Origin of the sequence: Liberibacter crescens BT-1, assembly GCF_000325745.1 — a bacterium.
In the GTDB taxonomy this organism is placed as follows: Bacteria; Pseudomonadota; Alphaproteobacteria; order Rhizobiales; family Rhizobiaceae; genus Liberibacter; species Liberibacter crescens.
On the sequence record NC_019907.1, the window covers coordinates 149,620 to 164,949 of the forward strand.

Below are 15,330 nucleotides of genomic sequence, written 5' to 3' on the forward strand. Positions count from 1 at the left end.
ATAAAGGTGTTATCTTAATAAGCCTACATATATTAGCATATCAAGGAAAGACATCATTGCAGTAGAGTTTTTCTAAACGTTCATGACGTTCTTGAGCTTCAATTGAAAGTGTTGCTATCGGTCTGGCATTAAGGCGCTTAATACTAATAGGCTCTCCAGTTTCTTCACAATATCCATAAGTTGAGTCATTTATGCGCTGTAATGCAGCGTCTATTTTAGAAATGAGCTTGCGTTGTCTATCACGAGCGCGTAATTGAACAGAGCGGTCTGTTTCAGAAGATGCACGGTCAGTATCATCGGGATGATGAATATTTTCTTTAGAAAGAGATTGCAAGGTTTCATTTAATTCACTAATAATATCATTTTTCCAAGCTATTAACTTTGAACGAAAATATTCAAGCTGATGAGGGTTCATGAATTCTTCATTTTCTGAGGGGGTATAGTTATTCGATCTAGTATCATCAATCAATGTTTTTCTCCAATAGAAAACTATATAGAATGACCTAAAAAGTTAGCAAGTATAGCAAACTTTCCTAGGAAATAGATGAAATTCTCTGATAGAAATTATAACATACTCAAAAAATTATTAATTTAGTTTTTAAATGATAAGTTATTTATTGTGAAAATGTTTTATATTCAAGTGATATTATAATTTTTTTATGGAATAAAAGATTGAGGTTCTAGATAGTTTAATTCATGCAAAGCAGCTGCATCGCGAGCTGATACATCAGGGTAAGTAAGATCAGATCCAACGTCTTGTGTGATTCTCCAAGAACGGGCGCATTTTTTTCCTAAAGCTAAACGTGACTGTACACCGATTTGAGGAATTTCGCTTAGTTGAAAGCAATTTTCAGGAGCTTTATCGTTTATAATACTAATGCTTGAAGTTATACAAATTTCAGCTAAATCCTGTCCCTTTAAAGCAGATAAAAATTCTGGATCTGTTATATACACAATAGGTGCAGCTTCTAGCGATGAACCAATACGTTTTTCTTTACGTTCAACTTCCAGCGCACCTGTTACAACTTTACGAACTTCACGTATCTTTTGCCATTTTTCAGCAAGCTGCACGTTATTCCACTCTTTTGGTATTTTAGGGAACTGTTCAAGATGTACAGAAGATGTATCTGAGTTTAAATATAGCCAGACTTCTTCCATAGTAAAAGGTAACATTGGAGCCAACCAAGTTACAAGACAGGTGCATAAATGTTTTATAACTATAAGACTAGATTGACGTCGAATACTCGAAGGAGAATCACAATAGAGTGCATCTTTCCGAATATCGAAGTAAAAAGCAGATAATTCTATGTTAGAAAAATCAATCAAAGTGCGTATAACACGCTTAAAATTGAAGTTATCATAGCCTTCACGGACTAGTGTATCAAGCTCAGTTAATCGGTGTAGTATGAGTTGTTCAAGCTCAGGCATATCGGAAGGAGCTATGTTATTTCCTGTATAGTGTGTCAGCATTCCAACCATCCAGCGCAGTGTATTACGCAGTTTACGGTATGCGTCAATGTTAGTCCTTACAATCATTTCTCCAATACGTTGATCTTCTGTATAATCGGAGGTCATTACCCAAAGGCGCAATATATCAGCTCCTGATTGGTTTATTATTTCATCTGGAGATATTACGTTACCTTTTGATTTTGACATTTTTTCACCTTTTTTATCCACTGTAAAACCATGAGTTATGAGTGTTTTGAAAGGTGATAAATTGCGCGTAGCACAACTTTCTAATAGAGAATGTTGAAACCAGCCTCTATGTTGATCTGATCCTTCTAGGAATACGTCAGCAGGCCATTGAAGATTATGACATTCTTGTAAAACAAAAGAGTGTGTAGATCCAGAATCAAACCATACGTCGAGAATATCTTGTGATTGTATCCATGGTTCGTCTACTCTCTTTCCCAGAAAACGTTTGCGAGCATTCTTATCAAACCATGAATCAGATCCTTCTGTTTTAAAAGCTTCAATGATTCGAGAATTTACTTCATTATCTAGAAGAATTTCTCCAGATTCGTTAAAAAACAAGCAAATAGGTACTCCCCAAACACGTTGACGTGATAAAACCCAATCAGGGCGATTTTCGATCATGGTTCTCAGACGATTTTGTCCAGAAAAAGGAAAAAATCTTATAGAATCTAAGGCATTAAGAGCTCGAGTGCGAAGAGTTGTACTATCCCCTAAATCCTTGTCCATAGATATAAACCACTGTGAGGTATTACGGAAAATCAGGGGTTTTTTTGAACGCCAGGAATGCGGATAAGAGTGTTTCACAGAACTACGTATAAGAAGATTATTAGCAACAATCAAAGCAGAAATTATACGTTCGTTTGCATCGCCTTTTTCTCCAGTTTCAGTGATAACACATGAATCAGAAAAGCCTGGAGCATCTTTAGTATAAAAACCTTTTTCATCGACAGGATATGGAATATGAGTATTAATATCACGAGATTGAAGTTCATTCTTTGCTAAGATCCAAGCATCGAAGTCTTCGACTCCATGACTGGGTGCCATATGCACAAAACCTGTTCCGATTTCATTATTGACATAGTTTGTATCAAGTAAAGGTACTGAAAAAACATAACCAAGGTCTTTGAGAGGATGTGAACATGTTGTTGTAGAGAGCTCTTCACTTTTTATATTATCAATAAATTCAAGAACTATTTTTGCTTTGAGAGCAGTTTGCTCTGCTAATTGTTTAGAAAGTATTATCTTTCTGTCTTGTTTGTTTCCAAAAGTATTTTCCGAACTTATTATTTTGTAAAGACCGTATTCATAGTTTGAGGAGAAAGCAATCGCTCGATTTCCAGGAATTGTCCAAGGTGTTGTTGTCCAAATAACAATATTTGCTCCGAGGAGATGGCTTGGGCCTTGCTTTATGGGAAACTCTATCCAAACTGTATCGCTTTCCATTTCGTAATATTCAATCTCTGCTTCGGATAGAGCAGTACATTCAACAACTGACCACATAATTGGTTTGGAACTGCGATAGATCTGATTAGTTGTGATAAGTTTTAAAAGTTCAGCTGCAATCTGAGATTCAGCATATTTTGTCATTGTAGTATAAGGAGCTTCGAAATTTCCTTCTATCCCCAGTCTTTTAAATTCCGTTGATTGTATTTTAACCCATTCAGCTGCAAATTTTCGACATTCTTGGCGAAATTCGTTGACTGGGATTTCATCTTTATTCTTTCCCTGTTTGCGATATTCTTCCTCTACCTTCCATTCAATTGGAAGCCCATGACAATCCCACCCTGGGAGATAATTAGCATCAAAGCCTCTCATTTGAAACGAGCGGACTATGACATCCTTTAAAATCTTGTTCAACGCATGTCCAATATGAATATGTCCGTTCGCATAGGGGGGGCCGTCATGTAATATGAATTTTTTGCGGTCAGTAGAGCTTTTGCGAATCTGCTCGGAGAGTTTCATTTCTTCCCACCGTGAGATCAATTCCAATTCTCTCGTTGGCAAGTTTGCACGCATAGGAAATTCTGTCTTAGGAAGATATAAAGTTCTAGAATAATTAATTTTTTGAGATACTGACATCGTATTTATTTAATCAAAAATTGTAATTACTTGAATCTCATGCATCGTATTATAGAATAACCATTCTCTAAACCATTAATTTAGAAAATTTCTTTCGCCGTATACGAAAACATAAAATACTCTTGCAGTTATTATAGATAGCTAATTAAGATGAATCTGTTTATTGACTAGCCCATACAATTCTTGCTATCCACTCTATGTCTTTCATATTAATAGTATGAATAGGATTGAAAGAGTTCAATGGTATTAAGTCTACAGAACGTTCATTGCGGTTTATTAAAATTTTAGCTGATACATCTCCTTCTTTTGGTTTTATTAAGATTCGATCACCAGAATTTACTTGTGCAGCAGCATTTAAGATTAGTGTATCTCCATTGCGATAAAGCGGCAGCATGCTATCGTCTTGGATTTGAATCGCATATATTCCATTGTGAGGACAAGAAATATCAGGAAATTCTACCGAACTCCATTGATCTCCTGTAGGAAACCCACCGTTATCAAAAAAACCTCCAGAACTTTTTTGCGGAAAATTGAGTAACGGTATAGTTTTTAATTTTTGAAAATCATTGTCCTTAGATTCTTTGAGAAGTTGTTCTTCTGATAGATCCCACTCAAGAAATTGATAAATGCTTTCACCTGTTGCTTCTAAAACTTTAGCAATAGATTCAGTAGATGGCCAACGATTTCGTCCTTCTGGGCCCAACCTTTTGGATTTATTAAAGGAGGTAGGATCCAAACCTGCTTTTCGTGCAAGACCAGAAGGAGTCAAGTTATGGCGTTTTGCTATTTGATCTATTGCTTTCCATATCTTTTCATGTGAAAATGTGCTCATGCTCACCTTAGAATATTGATTCTCATATTTCTTTTTTAAGGGAGGAGGCAGAATCAAGGCCATCGTTAATTCTCTTTCCTGTGATATTATCTTAAACTAGGCTTTTAATAAAATATTTCTTTCTTACGTGTAGCACATTAGCCGCAGTTTGATAAATAGTAAAGTTTATAAAATGTATAAACTTTTTTCAGTCAACTCTTTGCTATTACATAGCTGTTGATTTAATTAAGTTTTATCATATTGAAGCAGAACTTGTTTCACATATACTTGATATTATTATTAAAAACTTTTATTATTTTTCAGTTATTTAAGTTAAAAATATTGTATAAATTATTAGTTTATATAGTAAGCTGAAATTTTGCAAATACAATTTTTTATTAAGTTAGAAACTGATTTTTCGTATAATTCTTAATCAATTAAATATAAAATTAACTACATAATGATGCTATATTTATTTATGAAAATTGAATTACTGATATTTTTGCTCTGCAATATGTTAAAAAAGTTGAGGAATATTTGATAGGTAGTTGTAAAAACTTGCTGAAGGTCATATTTTTTTGCAGATGCGTTTAATTTATCAGATTATATCTTGTTTTGTATTTCAAGTATGCTTTCTGTTCCCTAACAATAGTTATGCTGACTTTCGTGTTTGCAATGTTACAAAAAGTCTTATAGGTGTTGCGATAGGATATGCATCGGCCGATGGTTGGGTAACAGAAGGGTGGTGGCAAGTGGCTGCAAGTACATGTGCAACCCTATTACAGGGGGATTTATCATCTAGGTATTATTATTTATATGCTGAAGATGCGAATCGCGGTGAGAAGTGGGTAGGTGATATTAACATGTGTATCGCACAAAATGAATTTAAAATTGTAGGTGTTAAGGATTGTTATACCCGTGGATACCAAAAAGCCCGTTTTAAAGAATATGATACTGGCCGACATGTTAGCTGGACGGTGCAGCTTTCGGATATTTCTTTTACTCAAAAAGGTTCTCATTAATGAGAAGCCTACGTAAAGTTAAAATAGTAGCTACATTGGGGCCAGCCTCTTTCTCTGAAGAAGTGGTTGACAAGCTTCATCAAGAGGGTGCCGATTTATTCCGTATTAATATGAGTCATGCAAGCCATGACATGATGTATGATTTTATAAAAAAAATTCGATCAGTAGAATCACGGCACGGATACCCGATTGGTATCATAGTAGATCTTCAAGGACCTAAATTCCGTGTTGGAAAGTTTGATCAGTCTAAGATTATGCTTACATCAGGACAAATTTTTACATTAGATAAAGATTCTTCTCCTGGAGATATAAATCGTGTTCATTTTCCACATCCAGAAGTTTTTAAATCAATTGAAATAGGGCATCGTCTATTAATTGATGATGGAAAGTTAGTTTTACGTGTCAGATCATGTAATGACTATTCTATTACATGTGAAGTAATTTCTGGAACATCAATTTCTGATCGAAAAGGTGTTTCTCTTCCAGACACACTTTTATCAGTAAGTGTTTTAACAGAAAAGGACATGATAGATCTTGATGTAGCATTACAAACTGGTGAAGTTGATTGGATAGCCTTATCTTTCATTCAGGATCCAGAGTCTCTTATAAAAGTTCGTAAAATTACTCAAGGGCGTGTAGGTCTTTTAGCAAAGATAGAAAAACCTCAGGCAGTTAAGTGTATAGAAGAAATAATTAAGTTATCTGATGCCATCATGATAGCGCGAGGGGACCTTGGAGTAGAAATGCCAATTGAATCTGTTCCTGGGATACAGAAAAAAATTATTCATATTTCTCGTATGTGTGGGAAGCCCGTAGTAGTAGCCACTCAGATGCTTGAATCAATGGTTTCTGCTCCTGTTCCGACACGTGCAGAAGTTTCTGATGTGGCAACTGCTGTATTTGAAGGTGCAGATGCCATTATGCTTTCATCTGAATCTGCATCAGGAAATTATCCTATTGAAGCAATTAGAACTATGGCGTGTATTGCTTCTTCTGTAGAGATTGATCCATGGTTCCAATATAACCAGAAGGTTGAACCAGATGCTACAGGTGCTGATGCTATTTCATTAGCAGCGCGCCAGATTGCTGAAACTCTTCATTTATCAGCTATTGTCTGTTACACTTCATCTGGAGCGACTGGTTTGCGGGCTGCACGAGAGCGTCCTCAAATACCTATTTTGGCTTTGTCTCCTATTATGCAGACAGCACGGAGGCTTTCGCTTTCCTGGGGACTTTATTGTGTAGTCACTGAGGATGCTACTGACCTTGATGATATGGTTAACCGGGCTTGCCGAGTTGTTGTAAGTACAGGATTTGGAAAGCCTGGAGATCGTATCATAATTTCTGCTGGCTTTCCTCTTGGTACTCCTGGAGCAACAAATATGTTGCGTATTGCTTATATAGGTACGGATGGGCTTAGTGGTGTTTAATGCTTGAAGCTATACATTATAAAATTTATTCATTTTATGCTAAAATAAGCACTATTAGATTTTGAAAATAATTTTGTTAATCTACTGTTCAGGTAGAAAAAACTAAAGTGGCTCTTGTTATTACAGTTAAAAACAAGAGGTAGTTTAAAGTGTCCTTATTCAAGGTCTATATTTGTGCATTGACATATCTCTCTCAGTTGCGATTGCGAGTTTTCTTGATTGTATTATGTAATGTGATACTTGCAGTTGTTTCAGTTGCTGAGCCTATTTTATTCGGTTCCGTAATTGATAATTTGTCGTCTAAAAACTTCATTTCACATTCTTTGTTAATGTGGATGATGTTTATGATATTTAATGCACTTGCTTTTGTATTAGTTTCCCGTGAGGCTGATCGGATCGCTCATAGTCGTCGTTCTGTTCTTTTAACAGAATCTTTTGCACGGATTATATCTAGGCCATTATCTTGGCATTATAGCAAAAGTACGTTTAATCTTTCACATACTTTGTTACGTGCTTCTGAGACACTTTTTACTTTATGGCTTGAATTTATGCGTAATCACCTCGCAACAGCTATAGCTATCATCCTTCTTATTCCAGTGGCGTTTTCAATGGATTTTCGTCTTGCCACAGTTTTAATGGTTCTTGGTCTGATTTATTGGTTAATAGGTAAGGTAGTTATTAATCGTACTCGTAAAGGACAAGATTCTGTGGAATCGCATTATAGGGAAACTTTTTCTCATATCAGTGATTCTATTAGAAATGTTTCTGTTCTTCATAGTTATGATAGAATTGATGCAGAGGTTAAAGCTGTTAAGTCTTATTGTGAAAAACTTCTTTTTGCTCAGCTTCCCGTTCTTGATTGGTGGGCTTTGGCAAATGCCTTGAATCGTATGGCATCTACTATTTCAATGGTGGTTGTTATTATAGTAGGGAGTTTTCTTGTAAAGCGTGGTGAGATGCAGATAGGTGAGGTGATAGCTTTTATCGGATTTGCTAATCTTCTTATTAGTCGATTAGATCAGGTTCGTCAGTTCTCTGTTCAAATTTTTGAAGCTCATTCCAGATTAATAGACTTTTTTGAATTAGAAGGGAATATCAATGTTAATTCTAATAAGATTAATGCTCCTAAGACATGCGGTGATCTTTTTGGAAACATTGAGCTTGGTAAAGTAAGAGGCTTGGTAGAATTTAGAGATGTTTCTTTCAATTTTCAAAATGCTGTGCATGGAGTAAAAAAAGTTTCTTTTGTAGCTAAGGCAGGTCAAACTATTGCTATTGTTGGACCAACAGGAGCAGGAAAAACAACCCTCATGAATCTTCTTCAACGTGTTTATGATCCAAATGAAGGTCAAATCTTAATTGATGGAATCGATATAACAAGGGTGACGCATAGATCATTGCGGCGTAATATTGCAACTGTTTTTCAAGAATCTGGATTGCTTGATAGGTCAATTAGTGAAAATATTAGTTTAGGTAGAGAGGAAGCCAAACAAGCTGATATCGTCAATGCTGCTTCTGTTGCTGTTGCTCATGATTTTATTAAAAATTGTTCTGATGGTTATGATACACGCGTAGGAGAGAAAGGAAATTATCTCTCTGGAGGTGAACGTCAAAGGATTGCAATAGCTCGAGCTGTTTTGAAGGATGCTCCTATTCTTATTCTCGATGAAGCTACGAGTGCGCTAGATGTAGAAACAGAGAATCGTGTTAAGAATGCTATTGATGTATTACGTAATAATCGGACTACTTTTATAATTGCTCATCGGCTTTCAACGGTGCGTGAGGCAGATTTGGTCATGGTTGTTGATAAAGGACAGATCGTTGAAATGGGTAGTTTCGAAGACCTTTCACACAGCAATGGACGGTTTGCAGCTTTGTTAAGGTCCGGAGGTATTATGTCTGATATAAACGTACGTAAAGCTAACTTTACTATAATAGATAATGAAGCTGCTTAGTTCTAGAAACTTGTTTGTAAGTTGTAAGCATTAATCACTAAGTTTTTTGAATAGGTTATTTCAAGTAATACGTTTTTATAATTCATTTTTTTATCTACCGAGATATTGAAAATCGTTTAAGTATTGTGAATATTATTTTTCACAGCTTTCTAAAAAGAGTCGCTCATATACTTCTCCTATTTCAAGCGCTTCGCGTTCAATGGAAAAATGTTTTAAAGCACGTTTATGTCCTCTTAATCCAGCCAATGATGCTCTTTCTTGGTTGTTTATGAAGGCTAATGTTGCTTGTTCAAGCGCATCGATATTCCCAGGTGGGCAAAGTATACCGGTTTCTTCTTCATTTATAGTCAGCAATTCTGAAAATACACCAACATTGGTTGCTATTACTGGGATACCACTTGCCATAGCTTCTAAAGGAGTCAGACCAAAACCTTCCCAACGTTGAGGTGCTATAAAAAGATCTAATGCTCGATACCAGATTTCTATCGACAATGTTTCATTTATAAAGACTATTTGATCTTGCAAATTAGCTTTATATATCCGCTTTTCGAGATTTTTTTTGAATGCTAAATGAGGAAGCGTTGTTCTTCCAATGATAACAGCTTTCCATTTTGGATGAGAGGGTAAAATGCGTATCATTGTATCAACAAATAAATCTGTGCCTTTATTTTTACGAATACGACCAAAACAACCGATAAGTTTAATATCATCAGGCATTCCTATGACATGTCGATCATATGTTTTATTTTTTGTAGGATAAAAACGTTTTGTATCTACACCATGCATTATGACAGTGGTTGGTCGTTTGATAAAGGCAGCAGATTTTTTACTTGTAGTTATTACTGCATTCATACGAGATATGAGATATTTTGTCCATTTTGTATGATTGCGTTGAGAGGCTGAGGTAAATACAATTTTTAAAGGTATGTATAATAGGTCACGCATGAAGAGACCAAATAACATTTCAGTATTACGACGTGCGTGCCAAATACGAAATTGTCTCCCAATGGGTTTTTGCCATAAAGATGCTAATGAAAATAGCCCAATATGAGTGATTTTTTTAGGCAAAAGTAACCCAACAGCAGCTATTTTTTGCCCTAACCTGCGTTGTACAGGTATTAGGCTAAAAATAGTTGAAGTTACACCTGAGTGACGCAACTTGAAATTTGGAGCAATTACATCAATTTTTTTAATGTCAACTTGTTCGTCAGATTTGTAAAACACTAGACCCACAGAACGTCAATAATTTCATACGATTTATAACCTCCAGGAGCATTTACTTCAATGGTATCACCTATTTCTTTACCAATTAAAGCTCTTGCAATTGGAGATGATATGGAGATAAGGCCAGAACGTACATCAGCTTCTTGGTCTCCAACGATTCGATATATTTTTTCTTCTTCAGTATCTTCGTTTATAAGCTTGACTGTGGCACCAAATGCAATTTTAGATCCAGACATTTTTGAGAGATCAATAACTTCAGCACGGGCGATCATAGCTTCTAGTTCACTTAAACGGCCTTCATTTAGACTCTGTGCTTCTTTTGCGGCTTGATATTCAGCATTTTCTGAGAGATCACCATGAGCTCGTGCTTCTGCTATAGCTTCAATAATTCTAGGGCGTTCTTCCTGTTGTCTCCAACGTATTTCGTCTTGAAGTTTGACAAAGCCGTTTTGAGTCATTGGAATTTTTTCTACCATTTCTAATATCCTTGTAACAATAATGGCATTTTTGATAAGAATATAAAATCCTATTAAAATTTATGCTATCATTTTTTTCTACCCTTTTATAGAGATTATATTTGTTGCTTTTTCAGATAATTTTCTTTTCTATACCTATCTTATAGGAGATAAGAAGTATCTATTTTTTATGACTACTCATGTCCATTGATTATCAAAATAACTCTGAAGGGAGCGGACTTCAAAACTACCTTCTTTAAGAGCTTGAATGGCTTGAACAGCGGCTTCTGCTCCTGCAATAGTTGTATAGTAAGGAATTTTTTGAATAAGAGTTGCTCGTCGGAGAGATTTTGAATCAGAAATGGCTTTGCTCCCCTCTGTGGTATTGATAACGAGATGAATTTGTCGATTGCTAATAGCATCTTCTATATGTGGTCTACCTTCTAGAACCTTGTTAATTTTTGTTGCTTCTAAACCATGAGCAGATAAGAAACGAGAAGTTCCTCCTGTTGCCAGGATTTTAAATCCTAGATTTTTCAGAAGGTGTATCGTAGGTAATATCCTTTTCTTATCTTCATCTCGTACTGATACAAAAACAGCTCCCCCTCGAGGTAGATCAACACCTGCACCTAATTGTGATTTTGCAAATGCTAAAGGAAAGTCAATATCAAGTCCCATGACTTCACCCGTAGAACGCATTTCAGGTCCTAAGAGAACATCAACTCCAGGGAATCTTGAGAAAGGGAATACTGCTTCCTTAACCGCAATATGTTTTATTTTTTTAAAATCCTTCTTCTGTCCATAAGCACGTATTGCATTATCTAGGTTGTCGTGTGCCATAATGCGGGCAGCGACTTTAGCAATCGGTAACCCAATAGTTTTTGCAACAAAAGGTACAGTTCGAGATGCACGTGGATTTACTTCAATCACATAAATCTTGTTGTCTTTTATGGCATATTGTACATTTATGAGCCCACCTACATTTAATGCCTTAGCCAATTCTGTAGTTTGACGAATTAATTCATCTGTAAGTTCTGAAGATAATGAACGTGATGGTAAAGAGCAGGCAGAATCTCCAGAATGAATTCCAGCTTCTTCGATGTGTTCTATAATACCTGCAACTATAACCTGATTATTTTGGCATAGGGCGTCTACATCTATTTCCATAGCATTATCTAGGTAACTATCAAAAAGTAAAGGATTTTTTCCTAACAGAGTATTGATTTGGCCTGTTTTATCGTTAGGGTATTGTTGTTTGATATTCTCTGGAACAAGCTCTGGTACAATATCCAGCAAGTAATTTTGTAGCATATTCTCAGAGTGTATAATTTGCATAGCCCGACCGCCTAATACATAAGATGGACGAACTAAAAGAGGAAAGCCAATTTCGGATGCTACTAGTCTTGCTTGCTCTACTGAATGAGCAATACCATTATTAGGTTGATTAAGCGATAATTTCATGAGCAATTTCTGGAACCGATCACGATCTTCAGCTAAGTCTATAGCATCTGGATCTGTTCCAAGAATAGGAATGCCATTTTTTTCAAGAATTTTTGCAAGTTTTAAGGGAGTTTGTCCCCCAAACTGTACAATTACTCCTAGAAGATTTCCTCTTTGTTGTTCTACTCTAATAATCTCAATGACATCCTCATCGGTGAGAGGTTCAAAATATAACCTGTCTGCAGTATCATAATCTGTAGATACAGTTTCAGGATTACAATTAATCATAATGGTTTCTATATTGGTATCTTTCAAAGCAAAAACAGCGTGGCAGCAACAATAATCAAATTCAATACCTTGTCCAATTCGATTAGGGCCTCCACCAAGAATAACCACTTTATTACGATCGGAAACTTGGGATTCAGAATGTGGTTGATCAATGAACTTCGTTTCATATGTCGAATACATATATGCTGTAGGAGAAGAAAATTCAGCTGCACAAGTATCAATGCGTTTAAAAACTGGATGAACATTTAATTGGTTGCGGAGTTCTCTAACTTCTTGAATAGTTTTTCCAGAGAGTATTGATAGACGAGCATCAGAAAAACCCATTGCTTTAATCATGAGCATGTTTTGAGAATCCTCAGGCAACCCATGCTCGCAAATACGAGCTTCCATATCTACGATCATTTTTATCTGTTGTATAAACCATGGATCGATATCACATCCTTGATGTGCATCTTCTATTGTCATACCTAGACGCAGTGCTTGTGCTACCATACGTAATCTGTCAGGTGTTGGTGTACCGATAGCAGCACGAATAGCATTTTTATCATCCCATTGACCCAGGTTAGGGATTTCAATTTCGTCAAGTCCAGTTAATCCAGTTTCCAAACCACGTAAAGCTTTCTGAAGAGATTCAGAAAATGTACGTCCGATAGCCATGACTTCACCAACTGATTTCATTGATGTTGTTAAAATTGGTTCTGCTCCAGGAAATTTCTCAAAGGCAAATCGTGGAATTTTTGTTACAATGTAATCTATAGATGGCTCAAAAGATGCCGGAATTTTTCCTCCAGTGATGTCATTTCCAAGTTCATCTAATGTATAACCAATAGCTAGTTTTGCAGCAATTTTAGCGATAGGGAATCCTGTTGCCTTCGAAGCAAGTGCTGAAGAACGTGATACACGAGGATTCATTTCGATAACCACTAATCGTCCGTCTTGTGGATTAACAGCAAACTGTACATTTGCTCCACCAGTTTCCACTCCAATTTCTCGAAGTACAGAAATTGCAGCATTGCGCATTATCTGATATTCTTTATCAGTAAGCGTTAATGCTGGAGCGACAGTAATTGAATCACCAGTATGAATTCCCATAGGATCCACGTTTTCGATTGAGCAAACAACAATACAGTTATCTGCTTTATCTCGGATCATTTCAATTTCATACTCTTTCCAACCAAGTATTGATTCTTCAATCAACACTTCAGTGGTCGGTGAGGCATATAGCCCACGTTCAACTATTTCAAAGAATTCCGAACGATTATAGGCTATACCCCCACCTGTTCCTCCGAGTGTAAAAGATGGACGGATAATGAGAGGTAAGCCGATTTCATCAAGAGCTTGTACAGCAATAGCCATAGCATTCCCCATATAGCGTTGCTTTCTGTCAGATTTACCTGCGTTCCATTGAATCTCGAGTTCATCCAATGCTTGGTCGAGTTTCTCTCCTTTAAGAAAAATCTTAAGTTTTTCACGTTCAATTTCGTGAGTTTTACGATCCTGGTTTTTAATATCTGTCGCATTGGCAAGAATTGATTTCGGAGTTTCTAGATTAATTCTAGCCATTGCTTCACGAAAGAGGGCCCTGTCTTCAGCTTTATCAATAGCTTCTGGTTTGGCACCAATCATTTCAACTTTGTAACGATCGAGTACTCCCATGCGTTTCAATGATAGGGCTGTATTAAGAGCTGTTTGACCACCCATAGTTGGTAGTAGTGCATCAGGACGTTCTTTGGCTATGATTTTTGCTATAACTTCTGGGATGATAGGTTCAATATAAGTTGCGTCTGCCAGATCAGGATCTGTCATAATAGTAGCTGGATTAGAGTTGACAAGAATAACCCGATATCCTTCTTCTTTCAAGGCTTTGCAAGCTTGGGTTCCTGAATAATCGAATTCGCATGCCTGTCCAATTATAATCGGGCCTGCGCCGATTATAAGGATAGAGTTTATATCTTTGCGTTTTGGCATGTTATGACTTTCTGTGATCTTATTGTTCAAGGTCTAAAATTTTATGTAATTTCAAATTATTATTAAAATTTATTATAAAAAACACTGAAATTTATTATAATGAGGTTATTTTATTTTGTTATAATAAACGAATACTATAACTGCTTTTTGTGTTTTTGTTTTAAGTCGCCTTAGATATATTTTTTATTTTAGAAATCTTAGATAACATGATGTCAAGTGATAGTAGACCTTTACAGGTATCTCGATTTTTATTGATTAGTTTATTTATTTTTAGTTTTAGTGTAACACTTGCTATTAGTCCTTATGTAAATTTAATTATAGATTATAAAAGTTTATTACAATTTTTAGTAATTGTTATCACTATTATTTGTATATCGAATGTTCTTCGGGTTTTTTTTGATTTTTTTCTTCTAAGATCTATCGTTGAAGTTATAGGATGGGGTTTTTGTTTAACCCCTATCATTATCATTTCTACATATATTGCTATGCATTTTAATCAACCTCTTGCAGATAATACGCTTAGCCTTGTAGATGAAAGGCTTGGTTTTCATTGGGAATCTTTTATAAGATTTGTTGATGCCAGACCTTGGCTTTCTTTCTGGCTGAAAGAAAGTTATTCATCTTTCGCATTTCAACTTGTAATTTGGCCTATAATATTGATCTTTTTAAAAATTCCTGAACGTGCTTATATAATGGTGACTTCTTATGGGATTTTATGCTTTGTATCAAGTATCGTGGCAACTTGGTTCCCAGCTCTTGGGACATATGTATATTATCATATAGACCCAGACACCTTGAAGAATATTGACAGCTTGTATGGGTATCATTTTCTTCAGCAATTCCATGCAGTACGGGATCAGTCACCCTTTCATTTATTATTCCGAGATACTGCAGGAATTATAACTTTCCCGTCCGTGCATGCAGCTGTTGCTACTTTATGTATATGGGCTGCTTGGCCTCTTAAATTTTTAAAGTGGGTTTCTCTTTTACTAAATTTTCTAATGATGGTTTCCGCCGTTGCTAATGCCAGTCATTATTTGATTGATATTATTGCTGGTGCTGTTGTCGCTATTATGTCGATTTCTTTTTTAGTGGCCTTGATTGGAAGAATTACAAAAAGTGACACATTCAATTTTTACAAGCTTCAACCTTTAAAAGAAAAAATTGAAATATTGTAAAATA

At 35.8% G+C, this 15,330-nt stretch carries 10 protein-coding genes; 4 read left to right on the forward strand and 6 right to left on the reverse strand.

What is annotated here, in order from left to right; all coding sequences use genetic code 11:
- Positions 1-40: 40 nt before the first annotated feature.
- The 3 genes from dksA to B488_RS00625 form a co-directional block, all read right to left on the reverse strand.
- A complete protein-coding gene (gene dksA / locus B488_RS00615) occupies positions 41-415 on the reverse strand; it encodes an RNA polymerase-binding protein DksA (RefSeq protein WP_015272543.1) in 375 nt (124 codons plus the stop codon).
- A 242-nt stretch (positions 416-657) separates the two neighbouring features.
- Positions 658-3,555 carry an isoleucine--tRNA ligase gene (gene ileS / locus B488_RS00620; protein WP_015272544.1) on the reverse strand — a complete coding sequence of 966 codons (2,898 nt, stop codon included), beginning with the start codon at positions 3,553-3,555 and terminating at the stop codon, positions 658-660.
- A 160-nt stretch (positions 3,556-3,715) separates the two neighbouring features.
- The gene (locus tag B488_RS00625; protein ID WP_015272545.1) at positions 3,716-4,387 is read right to left on the reverse strand and encodes a S24 family peptidase; all 672 of its coding nucleotides are present in this window, start codon (positions 4,385-4,387) and stop codon (positions 3,716-3,718) included.
- A 563-nt stretch (positions 4,388-4,950) separates the two neighbouring features.
- On the opposite strand from B488_RS00625, the gene B488_RS00630 reads away from it, so the two are divergent.
- The 3 genes from B488_RS00630 to B488_RS00640 all read left to right on the forward strand — a co-directional run bounded on the left by B488_RS00630 (position 4,951) and on the right by B488_RS00640 (position 8,773).
- A complete protein-coding gene (locus tag B488_RS00630; protein ID WP_015272546.1) occupies positions 4,951-5,388 on the forward strand; it encodes a DUF1036 domain-containing protein in 438 nt (145 codons plus the stop codon).
- Entirely contained in the window at positions 5,388-6,818 is a 1,431-nt protein-coding gene (gene pyk / locus B488_RS00635; protein ID WP_015272547.1) for a pyruvate kinase, read from the forward strand. The genes B488_RS00630 and pyk overlap by 1 nt, the downstream gene beginning before the upstream one ends.
- Positions 6,819-6,967: 149 nt before the next feature.
- Positions 6,968-8,773, forward strand: a complete 1,806-nt coding sequence (locus B488_RS00640) for a glucan ABC transporter ATP-binding protein/ permease (RefSeq protein ID WP_015272548.1) — start codon at positions 6,968-6,970, stop codon at positions 8,771-8,773.
- 132 nt (positions 8,774-8,905) lie between these two features.
- On the opposite strand, the gene B488_RS00645 is transcribed toward B488_RS00640, so the two are convergent.
- The 3 genes from B488_RS00645 to carB form a co-directional block, all read right to left on the reverse strand.
- Positions 8,906-9,997, reverse strand: a complete 1,092-nt coding sequence (locus tag B488_RS00645; RefSeq protein ID WP_015272549.1) for a glycosyltransferase family 4 protein — start codon at positions 9,995-9,997, stop codon at positions 8,906-8,908.
- Entirely contained in the window at positions 9,997-10,473 is a 477-nt protein-coding gene (gene greA / locus B488_RS00650; protein ID WP_015272550.1) for a transcription elongation factor GreA, read from the reverse strand. Before greA ends, B488_RS00645 begins: the two co-directional genes overlap by 1 nt.
- Before the next feature lie 177 nt (positions 10,474-10,650).
- Complete coding sequence (carB, locus tag B488_RS00655; protein WP_015272551.1) at positions 10,651-14,148, reverse strand: carbamoyl-phosphate synthase large subunit; 3,498 nt, start codon at positions 14,146-14,148, stop codon at positions 10,651-10,653.
- A gap of 209 nt (positions 14,149-14,357) precedes the next feature.
- Between carB and B488_RS00660 the strand changes: the two genes are divergently transcribed.
- The gene (locus B488_RS00660) at positions 14,358-15,326 is read left to right on the forward strand and encodes a phosphatase PAP2 family protein (protein ID WP_015272552.1); all 969 of its coding nucleotides are present in this window, start codon (positions 14,358-14,360) and stop codon (positions 15,324-15,326) included.
- Positions 15,327-15,330 lie beyond the last annotated feature (4 nt).

What these genes read in the sequence shown, in the direction of transcription:
- pyk (WP_015272547.1), top strand. Translation starts at nt 5,388, where the DNA reads ATGAGAAGCCTACGTAAAGTTAAAATAGTAGCTACATTGGGGCCAGCC.
- carB (WP_015272551.1), bottom strand. Translation starts at nt 14,148, where the DNA reads ATGCCAAAACGCAAAGATATAAACTCTATCCTTATAATCGGCGCAGGC.
- B488_RS00630 (WP_015272546.1), top strand. Translation starts at nt 4,951, where the DNA reads ATGCGTTTAATTTATCAGATTATATCTTGTTTTGTATTTCAAGTATGC.
- B488_RS00625 (WP_015272545.1), bottom strand. Translation starts at nt 4,387, where the DNA reads ATGAGCACATTTTCACATGAAAAGATATGGAAAGCAATAGATCAAATA.
- greA (WP_015272550.1), bottom strand. Translation starts at nt 10,473, where the DNA reads ATGGTAGAAAAAATTCCAATGACTCAAAACGGCTTTGTCAAACTTCAA.
- ileS (WP_015272544.1), bottom strand. Translation starts at nt 3,555, where the DNA reads ATGTCAGTATCTCAAAAAATTAATTATTCTAGAACTTTATATCTTCCT.
- dksA (WP_015272543.1), bottom strand. Translation starts at nt 415, where the DNA reads ATGAACCCTCATCAGCTTGAATATTTTCGTTCAAAGTTAATAGCTTGG.
- B488_RS00660 (WP_015272552.1), top strand. Translation starts at nt 14,358, where the DNA reads ATGTCAAGTGATAGTAGACCTTTACAGGTATCTCGATTTTTATTGATT.